The sequence below is a fragment of the Nocardioides ginsengisegetis genome (genome assembly GCF_014138045.1).
Taxonomy (GTDB): Bacteria; Actinomycetota; Actinomycetes; order Propionibacteriales; family Nocardioidaceae; genus Nocardioides; species Nocardioides ginsengisegetis.
Genome location: NZ_JACGXA010000001.1, coordinates 802,069 through 820,296 on the forward strand (window position 1 = coordinate 802,069; position 18,228 = coordinate 820,296).

The 18,228-nt window shown below is 71.8% G+C and carries 20 protein-coding genes, 1 tRNA gene and 1 riboswitch; of the genes, 15 read left to right on the forward strand and 6 right to left on the reverse strand.

Annotation, left to right across the window (positions count from 1 at the left end; translation table 11 throughout):
- Positions 1-7 precede the first annotated feature (7 nt).
- Together FB382_RS03760 and FB382_RS03765 are read right to left on the reverse strand one after the other, a co-directional pair.
- Entirely contained in the window at positions 8-550 is a 543-nt protein-coding gene (locus FB382_RS03760; protein ID WP_182536924.1) for an NUDIX domain-containing protein, read from the reverse strand.
- Positions 547-1,899, reverse strand: a complete 1,353-nt coding sequence (locus FB382_RS03765) for a zinc-dependent metalloprotease (protein WP_182536926.1) — start codon at positions 1,897-1,899, stop codon at positions 547-549. The genes FB382_RS03760 and FB382_RS03765 overlap by 4 nt, the downstream gene beginning before the upstream one ends.
- Positions 1,900-1,955: 56 nt before the next feature.
- On the opposite strand from FB382_RS03765, the gene FB382_RS03770 reads away from it, so the two are divergent.
- The 6 genes from FB382_RS03770 (at position 1,956) to FB382_RS03795 (ending at position 7,535) form a co-directional block, all read left to right on the forward strand.
- A complete protein-coding gene (locus FB382_RS03770; RefSeq protein WP_125038487.1) occupies positions 1,956-2,384 on the forward strand; it encodes a molybdenum cofactor biosynthesis protein MoaE in 429 nt (142 codons plus the stop codon).
- Between the two features lie 45 nt (positions 2,385-2,429).
- Positions 2,430-2,663 carry a hypothetical protein gene (locus tag FB382_RS03775; RefSeq protein WP_343055476.1) on the forward strand — a complete coding sequence of 78 codons (234 nt, stop codon included), beginning with the start codon at positions 2,430-2,432 and terminating at the stop codon, positions 2,661-2,663.
- Positions 2,664-2,705: 42 nt separating this feature from the next.
- Positions 2,706-3,755 (forward strand): YlbL family protein, encoded by a 1,050-nt coding sequence (locus tag FB382_RS03780; RefSeq protein ID WP_182536928.1) that lies wholly within the window; start codon positions 2,706-2,708, stop codon positions 3,753-3,755.
- Between the two features lie 21 nt (positions 3,756-3,776).
- On the forward strand, positions 3,777-4,388 hold the full coding sequence (locus FB382_RS03785) for a PPA1309 family protein (RefSeq protein WP_343055477.1): 612 nt from the start codon (positions 3,777-3,779) through the stop codon (positions 4,386-4,388).
- Between the two features lie 3 nt (positions 4,389-4,391).
- A complete protein-coding gene (locus FB382_RS03790) occupies positions 4,392-7,334 on the forward strand; it encodes a UPF0182 family protein (RefSeq protein ID WP_182536930.1) in 2,943 nt (980 codons plus the stop codon).
- A gap of 127 nt (positions 7,335-7,461) precedes the next feature.
- Positions 7,462-7,535: transfer RNA gene (locus FB382_RS03795), tRNA-Met, on the forward strand.
- Between the two features lie 141 nt (positions 7,536-7,676).
- On the opposite strand, the gene FB382_RS03800 is transcribed toward FB382_RS03795, so the two are convergent.
- The 3 genes from FB382_RS03800 to FB382_RS03810 form a co-directional block, all read right to left on the reverse strand.
- The gene (locus FB382_RS03800) at positions 7,677-8,444 is read right to left on the reverse strand and encodes an SGNH/GDSL hydrolase family protein (RefSeq protein WP_182536932.1); all 768 of its coding nucleotides are present in this window, start codon (positions 8,442-8,444) and stop codon (positions 7,677-7,679) included.
- A gap of 151 nt (positions 8,445-8,595) precedes the next feature.
- Positions 8,596-8,847 carry a hypothetical protein gene (locus FB382_RS03805; protein WP_182536934.1) on the reverse strand — a complete coding sequence of 84 codons (252 nt, stop codon included), beginning with the start codon at positions 8,845-8,847 and terminating at the stop codon, positions 8,596-8,598.
- A 12-nt stretch (positions 8,848-8,859) separates the two neighbouring features.
- Positions 8,860-9,051 carry a hypothetical protein gene (locus tag FB382_RS03810; protein WP_182536936.1) on the reverse strand — a complete coding sequence of 64 codons (192 nt, stop codon included), beginning with the start codon at positions 9,049-9,051 and terminating at the stop codon, positions 8,860-8,862.
- A 179-nt stretch (positions 9,052-9,230) separates the two neighbouring features.
- A riboswitch (TPP riboswitch) is annotated at positions 9,231-9,340 on the forward strand.
- Between FB382_RS03810 and FB382_RS03815 the strand changes: the two genes are divergently transcribed.
- The 7 genes from FB382_RS03815 to thiC all read left to right on the forward strand — a co-directional run bounded on the left by FB382_RS03815 (position 9,337) and on the right by thiC (position 14,910).
- On the forward strand, positions 9,337-9,930 hold the full coding sequence (locus tag FB382_RS03815; protein WP_182536938.1) for a thiamine phosphate synthase: 594 nt from the start codon (positions 9,337-9,339) through the stop codon (positions 9,928-9,930). It overlaps the preceding riboswitch by 4 nt.
- The gene (locus tag FB382_RS03820; protein WP_182536940.1) at positions 9,930-10,940 is read left to right on the forward strand and encodes an FAD-dependent oxidoreductase; all 1,011 of its coding nucleotides are present in this window, start codon (positions 9,930-9,932) and stop codon (positions 10,938-10,940) included. Before FB382_RS03815 ends, FB382_RS03820 begins: the two co-directional genes overlap by 1 nt.
- Positions 10,937-11,125 (forward strand): sulfur carrier protein ThiS, encoded by a 189-nt coding sequence (gene thiS / locus FB382_RS03825; RefSeq protein ID WP_182536942.1) that lies wholly within the window; start codon positions 10,937-10,939, stop codon positions 11,123-11,125. The genes FB382_RS03820 and thiS overlap by 4 nt, the downstream gene beginning before the upstream one ends.
- Positions 11,122-11,886, forward strand: coding sequence for a thiazole synthase (locus FB382_RS03830; RefSeq protein ID WP_182536944.1), 765 nt, complete (start codon positions 11,122-11,124; stop codon positions 11,884-11,886). The genes thiS and FB382_RS03830 overlap by 4 nt, the downstream gene beginning before the upstream one ends.
- Positions 11,883-12,443: a thiamine phosphate synthase gene (locus FB382_RS03835; protein ID WP_182536946.1), complete on the forward strand. Its 561-nt coding sequence runs from the start codon at positions 11,883-11,885 to the stop codon at positions 12,441-12,443. Before FB382_RS03830 ends, FB382_RS03835 begins: the two co-directional genes overlap by 4 nt.
- Positions 12,440-13,222, forward strand: a complete 783-nt coding sequence (gene thiD / locus FB382_RS03840; RefSeq protein ID WP_182536948.1) for a bifunctional hydroxymethylpyrimidine kinase/phosphomethylpyrimidine kinase — start codon at positions 12,440-12,442, stop codon at positions 13,220-13,222. The genes FB382_RS03835 and thiD overlap by 4 nt, the downstream gene beginning before the upstream one ends.
- Positions 13,219-14,910, forward strand: a complete 1,692-nt coding sequence (gene thiC / locus FB382_RS03845) for a phosphomethylpyrimidine synthase ThiC (RefSeq protein ID WP_182536950.1) — start codon at positions 13,219-13,221, stop codon at positions 14,908-14,910. The genes thiD and thiC overlap by 4 nt, the downstream gene beginning before the upstream one ends.
- Before the next feature lie 452 nt (positions 14,911-15,362).
- Here thiC and FB382_RS03850 read toward each other — a convergent pair whose 3' ends face one another.
- Complete coding sequence (locus FB382_RS03850; protein WP_182536952.1) at positions 15,363-15,527, reverse strand: hypothetical protein; 165 nt, start codon at positions 15,525-15,527, stop codon at positions 15,363-15,365.
- 1,647 nt (positions 15,528-17,174) lie between these two features.
- Between FB382_RS03850 and FB382_RS03855 the strand changes: the two genes are divergently transcribed.
- Positions 17,175-17,630: a helix-turn-helix domain-containing protein gene (locus FB382_RS03855; protein WP_182536954.1), complete on the forward strand. Its 456-nt coding sequence runs from the start codon at positions 17,175-17,177 to the stop codon at positions 17,628-17,630.
- Position 17,631: 1 nt separating this feature from the next.
- The gene (locus FB382_RS03860) at positions 17,632-18,183 is read left to right on the forward strand and encodes a VapC50 family PIN domain-containing toxin (RefSeq protein ID WP_182536956.1); all 552 of its coding nucleotides are present in this window, start codon (positions 17,632-17,634) and stop codon (positions 18,181-18,183) included.
- Positions 18,184-18,228: the final 45 nt, after the last annotated feature.

The window sequence follows — 18,228 nt, forward strand, 5'->3', positions numbered from 1 at the left end:
AGGGCGCTCAGGCGAACCGGGCGCGGGCGACCGCGATCAGCTCGTGCATCTCCGGCTCGAGCTCGGGCAGGCCGTCGACGGGCCACCAGCGCACGTCCAGCGACTCGTCGCTGGTGGCGTGGTCGGCACCGGCCGGTGCCTGCGCGACGAAGCGGACGTCGAGGTGGCGCACCTCGCCGCGCGGGTCGCAGAACGGCACGGCGTGCTCATCGAGATGGGCGGGCACGGGGTCGAAGCGGAGGTCGGCCAGCCCCGACTCCTCGCGGGCCTCGCGGAGCGCGGCGTCGGCCAGCGTCCGGTCGCCCGGCTCGCAGTGACCGCCGAAGGCGAACCAGCGGCGGGCCTTGCGGTGCAGGTTGAGCAGCACGTGCTCGCCCGACTCGTCGACGACGAGCGTGCCCGCGGTCAGGTGGTCGGGGAAGCAGCCGCGCCAGACCCCGTCGTCGTGCGCGGCCAGGTGGTCGACGTACCGCTGGCGGAGCTCGTCCTGGGCGGGCGTGGGCGCGACCCAGCCGCTGAGCACCGCCAGCGCGTCGGCGTGGAGGCTCACTCGCCGTCGAGGAGGCGCTTGAGGCCGGCGTCGAAGTCGTCGTCGGTCATCTCGTCCGGCGCCGAGGCGTCCTCGCGGAAGCCGAGCGGGTCGTCGAGGTCGGCGGCCGTCGGCAGCAGGTCGGGGTGCATCCAGACGCCGTCGCGGGCCTCGGTGCCCTGCCGGGTGCGCAGCGAGCCCCACAGCGTGGAGGCGTCGCGCAGCCGGCGCGGGCGCAGCTCGAGGCCGACCAGCGTCGCGAAGGTCTCCTCGGCGGGACCGCCGGCGGCCCGGCGGCGCCGGAACGCCTCCTGGAGCTTGGCCGCGGCGGGCATCCGCTCGTGGGTGGCCTGGCCGACGACCTCGTCGACCCAGCCCTCGACGAGGGCGAGGGTGACCTCGAGGCGGTTGAGCGCGGCCTCCTGGGCCGGCGACTTGGGCAGGTCGAAGAGGCCGCCGTCGAGCAGCTCCTGCATCGACTCGGGGTTGGCCGGGTCGACGCCGCGCATCTGCTCCTCGATGCGGCCCTGGATGCCCTCGGCGTTGATCTCGATGCCGCGGGCGTAGTCGGCCACCGCGCCGATGAGGTGCTCGCGCAGCCACGGCACGTGGGCGAACAGGCGCTGGTGGGCGGCCTCGCGCAGCGCGAGGTAGAGCAGCACGTCGTCCTCGGTGACGTCGAGACCCTCGGCGAAGGCCGCGATGTTGGCGGGCACGAGGGCCGCCTTGCCGGCGGGGGCGAGGGGCAGCCCGATGTCGGAGACGCTCAGCACGTCACCGGCCAGCGCGCCGAGGCCGCTGCCGATCTGGGTGGCGAGCATCGCGCCCACGGCCTTGCCCAGGATGCCGAGGATGGGGGCCGACATGGCCCGGGCCTCCTCGGGCAGCGCGCCGCCGAGCGCGTTGACCGAGCCCTCGGCGATCGGCTCGACCAGCACCTTCCAGACGTCGGTGGTGCCGACGATCCACTCGGCGCGGCTCCAGGCCGCGGTCGAGGTGACGCCGGAGGGGAACGACGTGGTCTCGTCGAGCCAGTGGTCGGCCAGCCGCACGGCGTCGGCGACGGCGTCCTTCTGCTTCTGCGTGGGGGAGGGGTCGCTGGTCCGCGCCGCGCTCTTGCGGGCGAGGTCGAGGGCGTAGTCCCAGTTGAGGGTGCCCTCGTGGGGCTGCATGAGGGACTGGAGCTGGCTGAAGAGCTGGCCGAGGTCGGGCATCTGGCCGCCGGGGCCACCGAGGCCCATCCCGCCGAGGGCGCCACCCAGCCCACCGAGCCCGCCGGCACCGAACAGCTGCTCGAAGGGCGTGCCCTTGAAGGGGTTCTGGCCGCTCTCCTCGGGCTCGTCGGAGTTCTTGCCGGGCTCGTCGCTCATGCCCCAACCGTACGCGGCAGCGGCAAGACGCGAGCCCGCCCACTAGGGTCGGGGGCGTGAGCAATCCCGCCGTCCGCCTGGTCGCCATCCGGGACACCCCGCTCGACGTGGCGGAGGTCGTGGCCTGCCTGGACGACGAGGCCTCGGGCGGCCTGACGCTCTTCGTCGGCCGCGTGCGCGACCACGACGGCGGCAAGGACGTCGACGGGCTGGACTACTCCGCGCACCCCACCGCCCTGGACAAGATGCGCGAGGTCTGCGAGCGCGTCGCCGAGGAGTACGACGTCCACGGCGTCGCCGCCGTCCACCGCGTCGGCACCCTCGCGATCGGCGACATCGCGGTGGTCGTGGCCACCACCACTGCCCACCGCGGCGAGGCGTTCGCGGCGTCGCGGGCGCTGATCGACACGCTCAAGGCCGAGGTCCCGATCTGGAAGCACCAGCAGTTCGGCGACGGCACCGAGGAGTGGGTCGGCTCGCCCTAGGCGAGCCTGCCGAGTGAAGGGTCCGCCGCTCCTTACCCTTGCAGCGTGGAGATCCTCTTCTGGCTGGTGCCGCCCGTCGTCGTCACGGCCGTGGCGATGGTGTGGGTGAGCTGGCTGGGCCGCGAGGGCCGCGGCGAGGTCGACCGGGACGTGGCGGTCGCGCGACTGTCCGCCGCGATGCAGCGCGAGCCGAAGCGCCCCACTCCCTACGCCGCGCGCACGCCCGCGCGCGACCGCAGCACCGGCATCGCCGTACGCCCCTCGCGCAGGGTTTCCTGACCTGCGCCACGTCAGTTGCCGCCGGGTGAGAGGCTTGGCCGCATGACGCAGCGGATCGTGGCCGGCCTCGTCGCTGTGCCCCTTCTGGTCGCCCTGTGGTGGAAGGCCGGGACGGAGGGCCTGCCCTACGTCACCTACGAGCCCGGGCTCACCCTCGACGTGCTGGCCGAGACGCACGGCAACGAGATCATCCAGGTGACCGGCCACAAGACCTACCGCGACGACGGTGAGCTGCGGATGACCACCGTCTACGTCTCCCAGCCGCGGCCCTCGAAGGTCACGCTCTTCGAGCTGATGCACGACTGGATCAGCAAGGACGACGCGGTCTACCCCTACGACGCGGTCTACCAGCAGGACGAGACGCCCGAGCAGAACCAGCAGGAGGGCGCCGTCGACATGGTGTCCTCGCAGGACAACGCGACCGCGGTGGCGCTGCACGAGCTGGGGTACGACGTGAAGCCGGCGCTCGAGGTCCTCAGCGTCACCAAGGGTGCGCCGGCCGACGGCAAGCTCAAGGTGCGCGACATCATCGAGAAGGTCGGCGGCGTCACGGTCCGGCAGAGCGACGACCTGACCAACGCCATCGGCAACACGCCGCCCGGCAGGTCGCTGCCGCTCACGGTCCGGCGCGACGGCAAGTCCGTCACCGTGCAGGTCACGCCGGTCGAGACGGACGGCTCGCCGAAGATCGGCATCCAGATCGGGATCGGCTACGTCTTCCCGTTCCAGGTGTCGGTGAAGATCGACCCCAACATCGGCGGCCCCAGCGCCGGCCTGATGTTCTCCCTCGGCATCTACGACACCCTGACCCCCGGATCCCTGACCGGCGGCGCGATCGTGGCCGGCACCGGCACGATCGACGCGAAGGGCCACGTCGGACCGATCGGCGGCATCCAGCAGAAGATCGTGGGCGCCCGCGACGCCGGGGCCCAGCTGTTCATGGTGCCGCCCGACAACTGCAGCGACGCGCTGCAGGCCCCCCACGGGGACATGCGCCTGGTGAAGGCGACGACGATGCACGACGCCGTGGCCTCGATCGAGGCCTGGGCGAAGGACCACGACGCCGCCCTGCCCTCCTGCACCGACAAGTGACCCACGAGCGAATGGTGACCCGTGACTGACGACCAGCCCGACCTCAACCCGGACCTCAGCCCCGAGCTGACGGCCGACCTCGACGTCGACCCGGCCCTGGCCGCGGCAGTCCTGGAGATCGAGCAGCACATCGCGCAGGGCGGCTGGGACCAGCCCGCCCGCCTCTACGCGCTGGTCGACACGGCCCGCCTGGTCGCGCAGGAGCCCGCGCTGGCCTCGGCGATGGGGCTCGACGCGTCCTCGGCGCAGGGGTCGCTGACCCCGGTCGAGCAGGACCAGCTCGCCCCCGACCGGCCGCTGGAGACGGTGCTCGAGTCGATCGTGTGGCCCGACGGCGTCGCCGGCTGCGCGGCCGTCGTCGAGCGGCTCGTGCTGCCCCCGGACGCCGACGACCAGATCCCCGACGACCCGGCCGGCGCGGAGGAGTTCGCCCGCGAGCACCCCGACCGGCAGGAGGTCCGGATCGTCGCCGGCGCGACGCGCGCGGGATCGACGTACTGCGCCCTGCGGCTGCGCGCCCACGACGACGACCAGTCGGTGGTGGGCGGGGCCGACCTCGTGCCCCAGCTCCTCGCGCTGCTCGGCGCCACGCTGACCGACGACGAACACACGCCAGAACACACGGAGGACTGACCGGTGAGCGAGCTCTTCGACGACGACCCGCGCGACACCCCGCCGCCCGAGCGCCCCGGACGTCGCTCCCGCGCGCTGGTCATCACCGGCGTCGTGCTCGTCTTCGCCTTCTTCGGGCTCTCCACCTTCGCGGGGCTCTACACCGACCGGCTCTGGTACAAGGCCGGCGGCTACGGCGAGGTCTTCTCCACCCTGTTCTGGACCAAGACCGGGCTGTTCCTGGTGTTCGGGGCGCTGATGGCGATCGTGGTCGGCGCCAACATCTACCTCGCCTACCGGCTGCGGCCGATCTTCCGGCCGCACTCGCCCGAGCAGACCGGGCTGGACCGCTACCGCGACGCCGTCACGCCGATCCGCACCTGGCTGCTCGTCGGGATCTCGCTGGTGCTCGGCGCCTTCGCCGGCACGTCGTCGGTGGGGGAGTGGCGCAACTACCTGCTGTGGCGCAACGGCGTGCCGTTCCACGCCGAGGACGCCTACTTCCACAAGGACATCGGCTTCTACGTCTTCGACCTGCCGTGGCTGCACTACCTCGTCGACTTCACCCTCGCGGTCACCGTGGTGGCGCTGCTGGCGGCCGCGATCGTGCACTACCTCTACGGCGGCATCCGGCTGCAGACCTCGCACGACCGGCTCTCCGGGGCGGCGCAGGCGCAGCTGTCGGTGCTGCTCGGCGTCTTCGTGCTGGCCAAGGCGGCCGACTACTGGCTGGACCGCTACGACCTGGTCAACCAGTCCGGCGGCCTGATCACCGGCATGACCTACACCGACGACCACGCGGTGCTGCCGGCCAAGAACATCCTGATGGGCATCGCGGTGATCTGCGCCGTGCTGTTCTTCCTCAACGTCTGGCGCCGCACCTGGCTGCTCCCGTCGGTCGGGCTGGCGCTGCTCGCGCTGTCGGCCGTCCTGCTCGGCCTGATCTGGCCGGGCATCGTGCAGCAGTTCCAGGTCAAGCCGTCCGAGGCGGACAAGGAGGCGCCGTACATCTCGAAGAACATCGAGGCCACGCGGGCGGCGTACGACGTCAGCGACGTCGAGGAGACCAACTACACCAGCAACTCCTCGGTCTCGACCGGTCAGCTGGCCCAGCTCGACGGGCAGACCTCGTCGACGCCGCTGGTCGACCCGCAGCTCGTGCGCGAGACCTTCCAGCAGAACCAGCAGCCGCGCACCTACTACTCCGTCGCGCCGGTGCTCGACGTCGACCGCTACGACATCGGCGGCGTCGACCGGGCCCTGGTCCTCGGGGTCCGCGAGCTCGACCAGTCGCGGATCAACGCCAACGACCAGAACTGGTCCAACCTGCACACCGTCTACACCCACGGCAACGGCGTGGTCGCGGCGTACGCCAACCAGCGTCCGGAGAACAACAAGGCCGAGGCGACGAGCATCCAGTGGGCCGAGGGCCTGCCGACGGCCGACGAGCCGACGGCGCAGCACGCCCTGGGTGACTTCCAGAACCAGATCTACTTCGGTGAGCAGAGCCCCGACTACTCCATCGTGGGCAAGGCGCCCGGCGGCCCGGACGTCGAGCTCGACCTGGCCAACGCCGACTCCGGGTCCGAGGACGCCAAGGACGACACCACGACGTACGCCGGCACCGGCGGGGTGCCGATCGGCGGCTTCTTCAACCAGCTGATGTACGCCGTGAAGTTCGGCGAGCCGAACTTCCTGCTGTCCGAGCGGGTCAACGAGAACAGCCAGGTCCTCTACAACCGCAACCCGCGCGACCGCGTCGAGAAGTTCGCGCCGTGGCTGACCATCGACTCCGACCCCTACCCGGCGGTCGTCGACGGACGCGTGGAGTGGATCCTCGACGGCTACACGACCACCGATCGCTACCCCGGTGCCGAGAAGGACTCCTTCAAGGACATGACCGACGACTCGTTGCAGGACAACGCGGGCATCCGCACGCTGCCGACCGACGAGATCAACTACATGCGCAACGCGGTCAAGGCGACCGTCGACGCCTACGACGGCACCGTCACGCTCTACGCGTGGGACGAGACCGACCCGATCCTGCAGGCGTGGCGGAGCGCGTTCCCCGGCACGGTCAAGGACAAGTCGGAGATCCCGCCGGACCTGCTGCAGCACCTGCGCTACCCCGAGGACCTGTTCAAGGTGCAGCGCTTCCAGTACGCCCGCTACCACGTCACCGACGCCGGCGACTTCTACCAGGGCAACAACCGCTGGTCGGTGCCGGAGGACCCCAACACCAACGGGCACCTGCAGCCGCCGTACCGGCTCTTCGTCGACCAGCCGGTCGACGGTGGCGGCGAGCGCAGCACGTTCTCGCTGACGTCGGTGTTCACGCCGTACAACAAGAGCAACCTGGCGGCGTTCGTCTCCGTCGACTCCGACGCGACCGACCCGTCGACCTACGGCCGGATGCGGGCGCTGGTCCTGCCCGACTCGCGCACGGACGGTCCTGGGCTGATCGCCAACAAGTTCTCCTCCAACAGCGACGTGCGCGCTGCGCTGCTGCCCTTCCAGTCCGGTGACGCGCCGCCGATCTTCGGCAACCTGCTGACCCTCCCGGTCGCCGACGGGCTCATCTACGTCGAGCCCGTCTACGCCGTCCGCGCCGGCTCCACGTCCGGCTACCCGAGCCTGCAGTTCGTGCTCGCGTCGTACGGCGGGGAGGTGGGCATCGGCCCGACCCTCCACCAGGCGCTCGCCGACGTGCTCGGCGTCGACGGCACCGTCACGCCGCCCGACGGCAGCGGGAACGGGAATGGCAACGGCAATGGCAACGGGAACGGGAACGGGACCAGCTCGCTCAGCGCCCAGATCCGCACCAAGCTCGCCGCCGCCGAGAGCGCCTTCGAGGCCGCCGACCGCGCCCTCAAGGCCGGCGACCCGGTGGAGTACGCCCGCCAGGTGCAGATCGGCCGCGACCTCGTCGCCGACGCCGCCAGCCTCGCCGCCCAACAGAAGAGGTGACCTTCGGTGGTTGAGGAGCGAGCACCAGCGGCTTTCGGTGGTTGAGGAGCGAGCGCCAGCGAGCGTCTCGAAACCCCACCCCCGATTTGGACCCGATCAGCCCATCCCGTAAGGTTCTGTTCACCGACGCGGGGTGGAGCAGCTCGGTAGCTCGCTGGGCTCATAACCCAGAGGTCGCAGGTTCAAATCCTGCCCCCGCTACAAAGTTCAGGCCCGGAGATCCACGGATCTCCGGGCCTGAAGCCATTTGAGCCTGAGCAGCTCGCACGTGGCGCGTACGGCGCGCGGTCGTGTCCTGCGTGTGGCTCGTGCGGCGTCAAGACCCTCGGCTGCGGTGTCAGGTCACCACCGCAAGCGCACCTGCCTGACCAGCAGGCGGCCCGCATGCGGCGTCAAGTCACGGATGCGGCGCGCGATCCAGGGAGCCGCCTCGGTCGCCAGCACCTGCGCACCCTTGACACGGCCCACGCGTGGCCCGGTGCAGACGAGCGAGGGGAGCTCGAACTCGAGCCCTTCCGCGTTCAGCAACCGGGCGACGCGGACCGCGACGTGGCGATGCCCGAGCTCGGAGGGGTGGAGCCGGTCATGGGCCCAGAAGTCCCGGTGGGCGGCGGCACCGTCTGGGCCCAGGTCGATGCGCAGCACGCCGTAGAGCTCGTGGACCTCGTCGTAGATCCCGTTGAGCTCGGCGATCCGCCTGGCAAGGGGGCGAGCCAGGAACCCGGGGAGGCCGATGGCCCTACCGTGGTCGTGAAACCGGGCGGTGATGACCATCGCTCCCGACTCGGCCAGTTCGCGTGCGCAATGGAGCAGGTCCTCACGGATCCGTCGCGCGTCCCACGTTGAGCGCATGGCGTCATTGAGGCCGACCACGAGCGAGGCGATGACCGGGCGGTGGGCCAGTGCCAGTGGTAGCTGGTGCTCACGGACCTCGGACACGGTCGCGCCGGGCAGGGCCAGGTTGCAGAACGACACCTGGTGAGCGGTGGCGATGGCGTCGGACAGGAGGCGGGCCCAACCGCGCCAGCCCCTGTCGACCGGGTCGTCAAGACCGAGGGTGGCTGAGTCGCCGAGAGCGGCGAACCTGATGTAGTCGGCCTGAGTGGTCATCGGAGGTTCCCGCCAGAGGCCGACGAGGTCGTCCAGGTGAGGTGGATGCCGTCCGGCTCGGGCCTGGAGCTGATGACGGTTCCGTGCACGCGCTGGATCGAGGCCAGAGCAGCCGCGAGATCGGTGGGCGGGACGGTGGCGGTGTGCCAGGTCATGACGCGCTGCCGATCAGCTGGACCATCGGGCCGTTCATGATCTTGCCGCTCAGGGGGTGGGCGTCCCGGGTGCGGGTGACGGAGAACCAGCCGTCCCAGTACGCCGAGTCGGGACCGCGCCGGGTGCCGAACTCGAGGCGCACGTAGCCGACCTCGCGCTCGACATCGAGGACGCACGCCCCGTCACGCAGGTGCGAGCCGAAGACGTCGCTCAGGTACTTCTCGTTCTGGGGGAGGACCGTGTGCATGGCTCCGGCTCCTCACGCGACCAGGTCGGCCTGGGCGCGCAGCGCGGCCGCGGCCGTGCGGTGTCCGAGGACGCTCGGGGGGCAGGGGCACCAGTACGGCGTGACCGCGGCCTCGGTGGCAGCGAGGTCGTCCTGGTGCCGGGCCAGGTCCAGGAGGATCGAGCGCAGCCGGGTGGTCTCTGCGGTGCTGGTCTGGGGGGTCATGGCTGCCTCGCTTCCTGGGTCGGGGTGCTGTTCGTCGTGATTCCAGTGAAGGTCGACAGGCCGTCGTCCACGACCGGGGGATTACGTATTCGGCTACGTAGATGGAGTCCGTGCCCGGCCCGAGCACGGCCGCGTTCTGGACGGGCCGATCTGCGTCGTCCCCGTGTGCGCTACGTTTTCTGCACCACCACGGGAGCTCGCGGCAGCGAGCTGAGAGGGAGCTGTTCCGCTCCGACCGTCGAACCTGATCCGGGTCATGCCGGCGAAGGAAGCGAGGAGCGTTCCGTGCTGTTGCCACGCCTGTTCTGTCTGGTCGATGCCACCGACGACCTGTCCGTGTTGCCGGCCCTTGCGTCGGCGGGCGTCACGGGTTTCCAGGTCCGCGCCAAGGCGGTCGACGACCGTGCGCTGCTGGCCCTGACCCGCGCAGTCCGCGCCGCGGTCGAGGAGTACGGCGCCCTCGTGGTCGTCGACGACCGGGTCGACGTGGCCCTGGTCGCGGGGGCCGCGGGGGTTCACCTTGGTGCGACGGACCTGCCGGTGGCCGATGCGCGCCGGATCGCACCGGGACTGCTGATCGGGGCCACCTGCCGCTCCCGTGCGGAGGTCGTGGCGGCCCGTGACTGGGGGGCGGACTATGCCGGCTTCGGTCCGGTGTTCGCCTCGGCCTCCAAGGCAGGTCTGCCCGACCCCCTGGGCGTGGCCGCGGTCGCCGCAGCCACCGGAGTGCTGCCGCTGATCGCGATCGGGGGCATCGATGCGGCTGGGGCCGCCCTGGTGCGTGCGGCGGGCGCCCACGGGGTCGCCGTGATCGGCTCGATCTGGCGGCCGCCCGACCCGGTCGCAGCCGCGAAGGAGCTCGTGGCAGCGGTCGCCTGATGCGGGTCCGGGTCCTCGGGGCCGGGATCATCGGCCTGGCCTGCGCCGAGGAGCTGCTCGTCCGGGGCCACGCGGTCGAGGTCGTCGACCCCGCGCCGGGGTTGGGTGCCAGCCATGCCGCGGCGGGGATGCTCAGCCCCTCCAGCGAGGTGTGGCACGGCGAGGAGGAGATCCTCCGCCACGGGATGGCAAGCCTCGCACTGTGGCCGGACTGGGCCGGACACCTCGGCGTGCCACTCGCGACCGCCGGCACGCTGCTGGTGGGACGTGATGCCGGGGACCTTCAGGAGGTGGAGCGGCAGGTCGGTCTGCTGGCCGCGCACGGCCATCGGGTCGACGTCCTCGCCGCGGCCGCCGTACGGCGCCTCGAGCCCACCCTGTCCGCCCGCGTCGCCGGGGGAGCGCTGCTGCCGCGCGACCACAGCGTCGACCCACGGGCCGTGGTCGCGGCCCTGTTGGCGCGCGTATCCGTCCGGCCGGTGGCCGACGCCACGACCCCGGACGTCACCGTCGTCGCCACCGGCGCCCGGCTGCCCGCACCCTGGACCCACCTCGTGCACGGCGTCCGCGGCGAGGTCGCCCGGGCCCGCACCGATGACCCACCGGCCCGCACGGTGCGCGGCTGGGTGCACGGCGTCCCGGTCTACGTCGTGCCCCGACGCGGTGGTGAGGTCGTGATCGGCGCGACCTCGGAGGAACACGACGCGCCCCCGGTCGCGACCATCGGCGGCATCGCCCGGCTGCTCGAGGCCGCGCGTGAGCTGGTGCCGGGCCTGGACCGCGCCGAGCTCACGGAGGTGCTCGCCCGGGACCGGCCGGCCACGGCCGGCCACCTGCCCCTCGTCGGCCCCACCCACGACCCCGCCGTCGTGCTCGCGGCCGGTCACTTCCGGCACGGCGTGCTGCTCGCGCCGCTGACCGCCCGCCTTGTCGCCGACCACCTCGACCACGGCCTGGTCCACGCCGCCCTTGACCCCCGCCGCCTCCTCGACGAACGGATCCGCCCATGAGCATCACCCTCAACGGAGAGCCCAGCGCCCTCGAGCCCGGCAGCACCGTCGCCGATCTCCTCGCCGACTGGCGGGGCGTCGCCGTCGCCGTCAACGGTGAGGTCGTCCCGCGCGAGCGGCACCCCGCGACCGCTCTCCACGACGGCGACGTCGTCGAGGTCGTCACGGCGGTGCAGGGCGGATGACCGACGCACTGGAGATCGCCGGCGTCCCGCTCACCTCTCGGCTCTTCCTCGGCACCGGCGGCCTGCCCCGCCCGGCGCTGCTCGAGCCGCTCCTCGCCGCCGCGCGGCCCGGCCTGGTGACGGTCTCGGTCCGGCGTACGTCGGCCACCCGCGACGGCAGCCTGCTCGACACCCTCACCCGCGCCGGGGTCCGGCTGCTGCCCAACACCGCCGGCTGCCTGAGCGCCCGGGAGGCCGTCCTGACCGCCCGGCTGGCCCGGGAGGCGCTGGGCACCGACTGGGTCAAGCTCGAGGTGATCGGCGACGAGCGCAGCCTGCTGCCCGACGCGGTCGAGCTGCTCGACGCGGCCGCCACGCTGGTCCGTGACGGGTTCACGGTGCTGCCCTACACGACCGACGACCCGGTGCTGGCCCGTCGGCTCGAGGACGTCGGCTGTGCGGCGGTGATGCCGCTCGGCGCGCCGATCGGATCGGGGCTCGGGATCCTCAACCCGCACGCGATCGAGGCAGTGGTCGCGGCGGTCGGCGTCCCCGTGGTGCTGGACGCGGGCGTCGGCACGGCCAGCGACGCCGCCCTGGCGATGGAGCTCGGCTGCGACGCGGTGCTGGCCGCCAGCGCGATCACGCGCGCCGACGACCCGGTCGCGATGGGCCGCGCCCTGGCCCTCGCCGTCGAGGCCGGCCACGTCGCCCGGTGCGCGGGCCGGATCCCGAAGCGGTCCACCGCCCGCGCCTCGAGCCCGGCCCGGGAGACCGCATGAAGACGCGCCTGCTCCTGCTCACCGACCGGGCCCAGCTCAGCAAGGGCAGGTCCTTGTCGCGCACGATCGCGGAGTGTGTCGACGCCGGGCTGGAGGCCGTGGTCGTCCGCGAGCTCGACCTCGCTCCCCGTGACCGGCAGGCCCTCATGGTCCGGCTCGCCGAGCTGGACAGCCTCACCGTGATCTCCTCGCGGATCGCCGACCCCGCCGCGCACGGCCTGCACCTCGCGGCGCACCAGGAACGCGTGGACGGACTCCACGGCCGGTCCTGCCACTCGGCCGACGACGTACGACGCGCGGCCGCGGAAGGCGCCGCGTGGGCGACCCTGTCGCCGTACGCCGCCACCGCCAGCAAGCCCGGCCACGGACCGCCGCTCCCGCCCGACGCCTTCACCGGTGACCCGGGCATCCCGGTCTTCGCCCTCGGCGGCATCGACCCCGGCAACGCCCACGCGGCCGTCGAGGCAGGCGCCCACGGGGTCGCGGTCATGGGGGCGGTCATGCGCGCCGCCCAGCCCGCCCGGGTCGTGGCCCGCCTGCTCGCGGAGCTCCGATGACCCCCGCTGTCGCGCTGACCGTCGCCGGCACCGACTCCGGGGGAGCGGCCGGGATCGCGGCCGACCTTGCGACGTTCGCGGCCCTCGGGGTGCACGGCGCCTGCGTGGTCACCGCCGTCACCGCCCAGGACACCACCGGCATCCGTGACGTGCACCCGGTGCCGCTGGCCAGCGTCGAGTCCCAGCTCGACGCCGTCCTCGACGACCTCCCTGTGGCGGCCGTCAAGACCGGCATGCTCGGCACGCCCGAGGTCGTCGAGCTCCTGGCCCGCCATCTCGCCGGACGCCCCCTCGTCGTGGACCCCGTGCTGGTCGCCACCAGCGGCGTCGTGCTCGGCGACGAGCACGTCGTGGCCGCCTACCGGGCCCACCTCCTCCCCGCCGCCACCGTCATCACCCCCAACGCCCACGAGGCCGCGGTCCTGCTCGGCCGGGCCACCGACCCCGCGACCGCCGCGGCCGCCCTCGCCGACACCGGCCCGGCCGTCGTCCTCACCGGCGGCGGCACCCGCGGCACCTGCACCGACTGGCTCGCCCTGCCCGGCCAGCGCCCGGTCGCCCGTACCCACCGCGCCGTCCCCACGACCAACGACCACGGCACCGGCTGCACGTTCAGCGCAGCCCTCGCCGCCCACCTCGCCCGCGGCGCCGACCTCGACGCAGCGGTCCACCACGCCGGGCTCTTCACGGTCCGGCAGCTCGACGTCAGCAGGCGCTGGACCCTCGGCCGCGGCCGGGGACCCGTCGCCCACACAACCCCCACAGGAGAACCCGCATGAATGTCCACCCCGCGCACACCCGCGTCCTGGTCGACCACGGCGACCCCGGCGAGCACGGCGACATCCGGGTGCCCGTCACCCGCGTCGCGCTCACCAACGGCGAGGCCTTCGACCGCTACTGCACCGCCGGCCCCGGCAGCGACCCCGAGGTCGGCCTCCCACCGCTCCGGGCCGGCTGGATCGAGGGCCGCGGCGACACCACCACCTACGCCGGCCGCGAGGCGCAGCTGCACGACAACGGCCGCTCCGCCGTACGCCGCGGCGCAGCCCGCGACGAGTGGCGCGGCACCCGCAATCCGCCCCGCCGCGCGGTCGACGGCGCCACCGTCACCCAGATGCACTACGCCCGCGCCGGGATCGTCACCGCCGAGATGCAGTACGTCGCCCGCCGCGAGGGCTGTGACGTCGAGCTGGTCCGCTCCGAGGTGGCCGCGGGCCGCGCGATCATCCCCGCCAACGTCAACCACCCCGAGGCCGAGCCGATGGTCATCGGCAAGGCGTTCCTGGTGAAGATCAACGCCAACATCGGCAACTCCGCGGTCACTTCCAGCATCGCCGAGGAGGTCGACAAGCTCACCTGGGCGGTGACCTGGGGCGCCGACACCGTCATGGACCTCTCCACCGGCGACGACATCCACACCACCCGCGAGTGGATCCTGCGCAACAGCCCGGTCCCGATCGGCACCGTGCCGATCTACCAGGCGCTGGAGAAGGTCGACGGCGAGGCCGACAAGCTCACGTGGGAGGTCTTCCGCGACACCGTCATCGAGCAGTGCGAGCAGGGCGTCGACTACATGACCATCCACGCCGGCGTGCTGCTGCGCCACGTGCCGCTGACCGCCGAGCGGGTCACCGGCATCGTCTCCCGCGGCGGCTCGATCATGGCCGGCTGGTGCCTGGCCCACCACGAGGAGAACTTCCTCTACACCCACTTCGACGAGCTCTGCGAGATCTTCGCGGCCTACGACGTGTCGTTCAGCCTCGGCGACGGCCTGCGCCCCGGCAGCGTCGCCGACGCCAACGACGCCGCCCAGCTCGCCGAGCTGCGCACCCTCGCCGAGCTGACCGAACGCGCCTGGGCCCACGACGTCCAGGTCATGGTGGAAGGCCCCGGTCACGTGCCGCTGCACCTCGTGGAGGAGAACGTCCGGCTCCAGCAGGACTGGTGCCACGGCGCGCCGTTCTACACCCTCGGCCCGCTCGCCACCGACATCGCGCCCGGCTACGACCACATCACCAGCGCCATCGGCGCCGCCACCATCGCCATGCACGGCACCGCGATGCTCTGCTACGTCACCCCCAAGGAACACCTCGGCCTCCCGGACCGCGACGACGTCAAGACCGGCGTCATCACCTACAAGCTCGCCGCCCACGCCGCCGACGTCGCCAAGGGCCACCCGCACGCCCGGGACTGGGACGACGCCCTGTCCAAGGCCCGCTTCGAGTTCCGCTGGCACGACCAGTTCGCGCTGTCCCTCGACCCGCAGACCGCCCAGGCCTTCCACGACGAGACCCTGCCCGCCGAGGGCGCCAAGACCGCGCACTTCTGCTCGATGTGCGGCCCGAAGTTCTGCTCGATGCGGATCAGCCAGGACGTCCGGGAACGATTCGCGGAGAAGTCGGCGGAGTTCCTCGAGCTCGGCGGCACGATCTACGTCGACGAGCAAGCCCCGGCGGCCGGTCGCTGACTGCTCTCGCAGGTCGTCCCGCCCCGGCGAACGGGGAGGGACGACGCGAGCGATCACGACGGGAGGCAGAACTCCGTCGGCGCACTCGCCCCACCGTCATCAGCACACCACGGGGGTCGGGGACCAAGCCGGTGGGGCGAGCACGCCGAGGCTAGGGGGATGGCGTCGGCGCCTCTAGTTGACTGGCGAGTACGTGAGACGCGTGTCCAGACCACGGCACCCCTTGAACCGTCGCCGACCCGTCGTCGCGCGCGACTCAGCCGGGCATGGGTGTCACCCGAACCAGTCGCCGTAGAGGCACTCGTCGGGTCGAGGTGACCAGCCCGGTCGTCGCTGGAGGGCGGGACGCGACTGCCAGCCCGACGACACCGCGCGCCAACTGAGGTCGACGAGATGACCCCCGGCCGGTACGACGACTGAGGTGACCACCGCGGTCAGGCAGCGCATCCGGATCATGACGGAGTCCGCGTCTTCTCGGCCAGCGCCGCCAGCCGGTCGCGGACGACGTCGGTGGCAGCGACGGTCGCCCGACGGAGGATCCGCTCCTCGATCGACGCATGCCCCACGGTCTGGGCCCGGTGCCACTCGCGGTGGAACCCGTAGAGGTGCGTGGCCACCTCTGCCCAGCAGATCTCGCAGGGCGCCGTGGTTGCTGGGGTTGGCGTGGGTGCGGACATCAGGGACCTGGATTCAACTCGGGGTTGCGGCGTACGCCGCGCAGGGGTGACCGCCAGGGGGATGCGGTGTCGCCGCGCCGCGATCTGGTCGTTAGAGAACTCCGCAGAGCCCTCCGGGATCGCCGGGGCCGCGCAGTGACCGGAACTGTCCCGAGCCTGGTCCGTGTCCACGATGGGGAGGCCGTGTCAGCATGTAGCGGCTGGTTGGGTCCTGACCTTCGCCACAGGTCACGCTAGTGATTCGCCGCCGCGCCAGCAGGCCTACCGGGCAGTAGGTGACGTGGGTCACGTTCCACCCCGGAACAGCCGCCTCCGGCGCCAGACCGATCGAGAAGCCGGCCCGGTGGTGAAGGACCGAGCCGGGGCGGGGAGAGGGAGTCGCTTCCGCTCGCCGGCTACTCGCACACGAGCTGGAATCGCGACTCCTCGGCCCCAGATGCTCCCACCTGAACATGACGACGCGAGGCCGTCCCGCCCCTGGCGAAAGGGGCGGGACGTCTCGTCCCACTACGACGGAGGTAACGGCTCCGCCGGCGCTCCCTCGCCATCGTCGGCACATCACAGGGGACGGGGTGCCAACGTGGGTTGGGCAGACGTGGCGAGGCTATGGGTGTCGCGTCGGTAGCTCTAGTTGACTTGCGAGTACGTGAGACGCGTGTCCAGACCAGGTCGGGTGGATCCGTGGGCGGGATGCTCGACGACGTTGCGGGGATCAGACAACCAGTGTGATGCGCATCACCTACTCGGAGGTAGGCGCCACGGGGTCAATAGCATCCTGAGTCACTCGCGTGGGCGGGTATCTCGGTGCCACGGCGCGTGTTGTCGCAGCCCTGCTTCCCCTGGACCCACGGGGAAGTCCCTCGGATTCTCCACCGATCCAAGGAGTCCCCAGAACCCGGACATGGGTTGCGACCCCATTGCATCGACTGCTCGTGGGCGGGGGCCGCCAGCATTCTCGACAGAGAACGCGCCGAGGTAGACATGACATGCGAAACGTGTGGAGCGAGCGTCAACGACGTCAAGCTGCACCGACGATGGCACGAGCGAGCCGACCGAGTCCTTCGGCCGCTGGACCTGGCCGAGGGCAAGTTCACCTGCAAGCGGTGCTTCCTCGAGGTTCGGGAGTCCTCGAGAACGGGGCACGCCTGGTGGCACACCATCCTGATCGAGCTGGCACGGTCGGTCGACCGGGTGTCGACCCGGACGCCCGAGGACCAGGGGCGCCGGTAGGTCTTGGAGCCCGCCCCAGGCATCCACCCACGGCCTCGGGATCGCAGTGGTGTCTCACCCAGGCGTGGTACTCAGACATCCGCTGGTGATCGACGGCCGGGCTTGGGAGGTGCTCCACAACCCACCGCGGCGCGGCGACATCGGCAGGCGGCGTAGCGGCGCACGGCCTGCTGGCGGATCCGTGCGGTGCTGGGTGACCGACCGGCCTCGAGCGTGTCGGTGATCCAGGTCTGCAGGGTGGTGCGCCGCAGCGGCGGCACGGAGGTGAGTTGCACGGGGGAAAGATTGACACCTTGAGTTGAACTATTGCGTTTGCTTCGAATATTGCGAATAATCGAGCCGGAGAGAGGAGACACCATGACCGCGTTGGCGCTCGCCCCCATCCAGCCCGATGAGTCCGACATCAGCACCGCCGTCGAGGCGCTGCCGCACATCAAGGACTACCTGGCCACCCATCACGACAGCGTGATCCGCCTCGTCGTCTCTGACGACCCCGAGGAGACGCTGGTCGTCCCGCGGGGCGCCGTCGAGCTCCTCGCCCGCGTGCTCGCGCACATGGCGGCGGGCCAGGGTGTCTCGGTCGTGCCCGCCCACGCCGAGCTCACCACCCAGCAGGCAGCCGAACTCCTCAACGTCAGCCGGCCGTTCCTCATCGGCCTGCTTGACGCCGGCCAGATCGAGTACCGCAAGGTCGGCAAGCACCGCCGGATCAAGGCCCAGTCGCTGCTGGCCCACCTGGCACGTGACGACCAGGAGCGCCGCGAGGCCGCTGACGAGCTGACCCGGCTGAACCACGAGATGGGCCTGCTCTGAGGTGCCCTTCGTCGTCCTCTACGACGCCAACGTGCTCTACCCGAGCACGCTCCGCGACCTCCTGATCCGCGTCGCGCAAGCCGGGCTCGTCCAGGCCAAGTGGACCGACCAGATCCTCGACGAGGTCTTCGACAACCTCACCGCGGACCGACCCGACCTGGACCCGGCGAAGTTGGCCCGCACCCGCGACCTCATGAACCGGGCCGTGCGCGACTGCCTGGTTACCGGCTACGAACCGCTCATCGAGGCGATCGACCTGCCAGATCCCGACGACCGGCACGTGCTCGCAGCCGCGATCAAGGCCCGCGCCCAGGTGATCGTGACCAACAACCTCAAGGACTTCCCGCCCTCGACGCTCGAGCCGTGGGACATGGAGGCGAAGTCACCCGACGACTTCATCCTCGACCAGATCGACCTCAGCCGCGAGGCGGTCTACAGCGCTGTTCAACGGATTGCCGACTCTCGTGAGAACCCGCCGGCGACGTTCTCCAACGTCCTCGCCATGCTCGAGCGCGACGGCCTGGTTGAGTCGGCTGCCGCCCTACGCCCCTGAAGCTCGGGGCGGTCCGCCCCGGGGCTCCTGAGCGGTCAGGCACTC

Coding starts and splice junctions, on each gene's coding strand:
- thiC (WP_182536950.1), top strand. CDS start 13,219: ATGAATGTCCACCCCGCGCACACCCGCGTCCTGGTCGACCACGGCGAC.
- FB382_RS03855 (WP_182536954.1), top strand. CDS start 17,175: ATGACCGCGTTGGCGCTCGCCCCCATCCAGCCCGATGAGTCCGACATC.
- FB382_RS03765 (WP_182536926.1), bottom strand. CDS start 1,899: ATGAGCGACGAGCCCGGCAAGAACTCCGACGAGCCCGAGGAGAGCGGC.
- FB382_RS03780 (WP_182536928.1), top strand. CDS start 2,706: ATGACGCAGCGGATCGTGGCCGGCCTCGTCGCTGTGCCCCTTCTGGTC.
- FB382_RS03805 (WP_182536934.1), bottom strand. CDS start 8,847: ATGCACACGGTCCTCCCCCAGAACGAGAAGTACCTGAGCGACGTCTTC.
- FB382_RS03800 (WP_182536932.1), bottom strand. CDS start 8,444: ATGACCACTCAGGCCGACTACATCAGGTTCGCCGCTCTCGGCGACTCA.
- FB382_RS03830 (WP_182536944.1), top strand. CDS start 11,122: ATGACCGACGCACTGGAGATCGCCGGCGTCCCGCTCACCTCTCGGCTC.
- FB382_RS03820 (WP_182536940.1), top strand. CDS start 9,930: ATGCGGGTCCGGGTCCTCGGGGCCGGGATCATCGGCCTGGCCTGCGCC.
- thiD (WP_182536948.1), top strand. CDS start 12,440: ATGACCCCCGCTGTCGCGCTGACCGTCGCCGGCACCGACTCCGGGGGA.
- FB382_RS03810 (WP_182536936.1), bottom strand. CDS start 9,051: ATGACCCCCCAGACCAGCACCGCAGAGACCACCCGGCTGCGCTCGATC.
- thiS (WP_182536942.1), top strand. CDS start 10,937: ATGAGCATCACCCTCAACGGAGAGCCCAGCGCCCTCGAGCCCGGCAGC.
- FB382_RS03835 (WP_182536946.1), top strand. CDS start 11,883: ATGAAGACGCGCCTGCTCCTGCTCACCGACCGGGCCCAGCTCAGCAAG.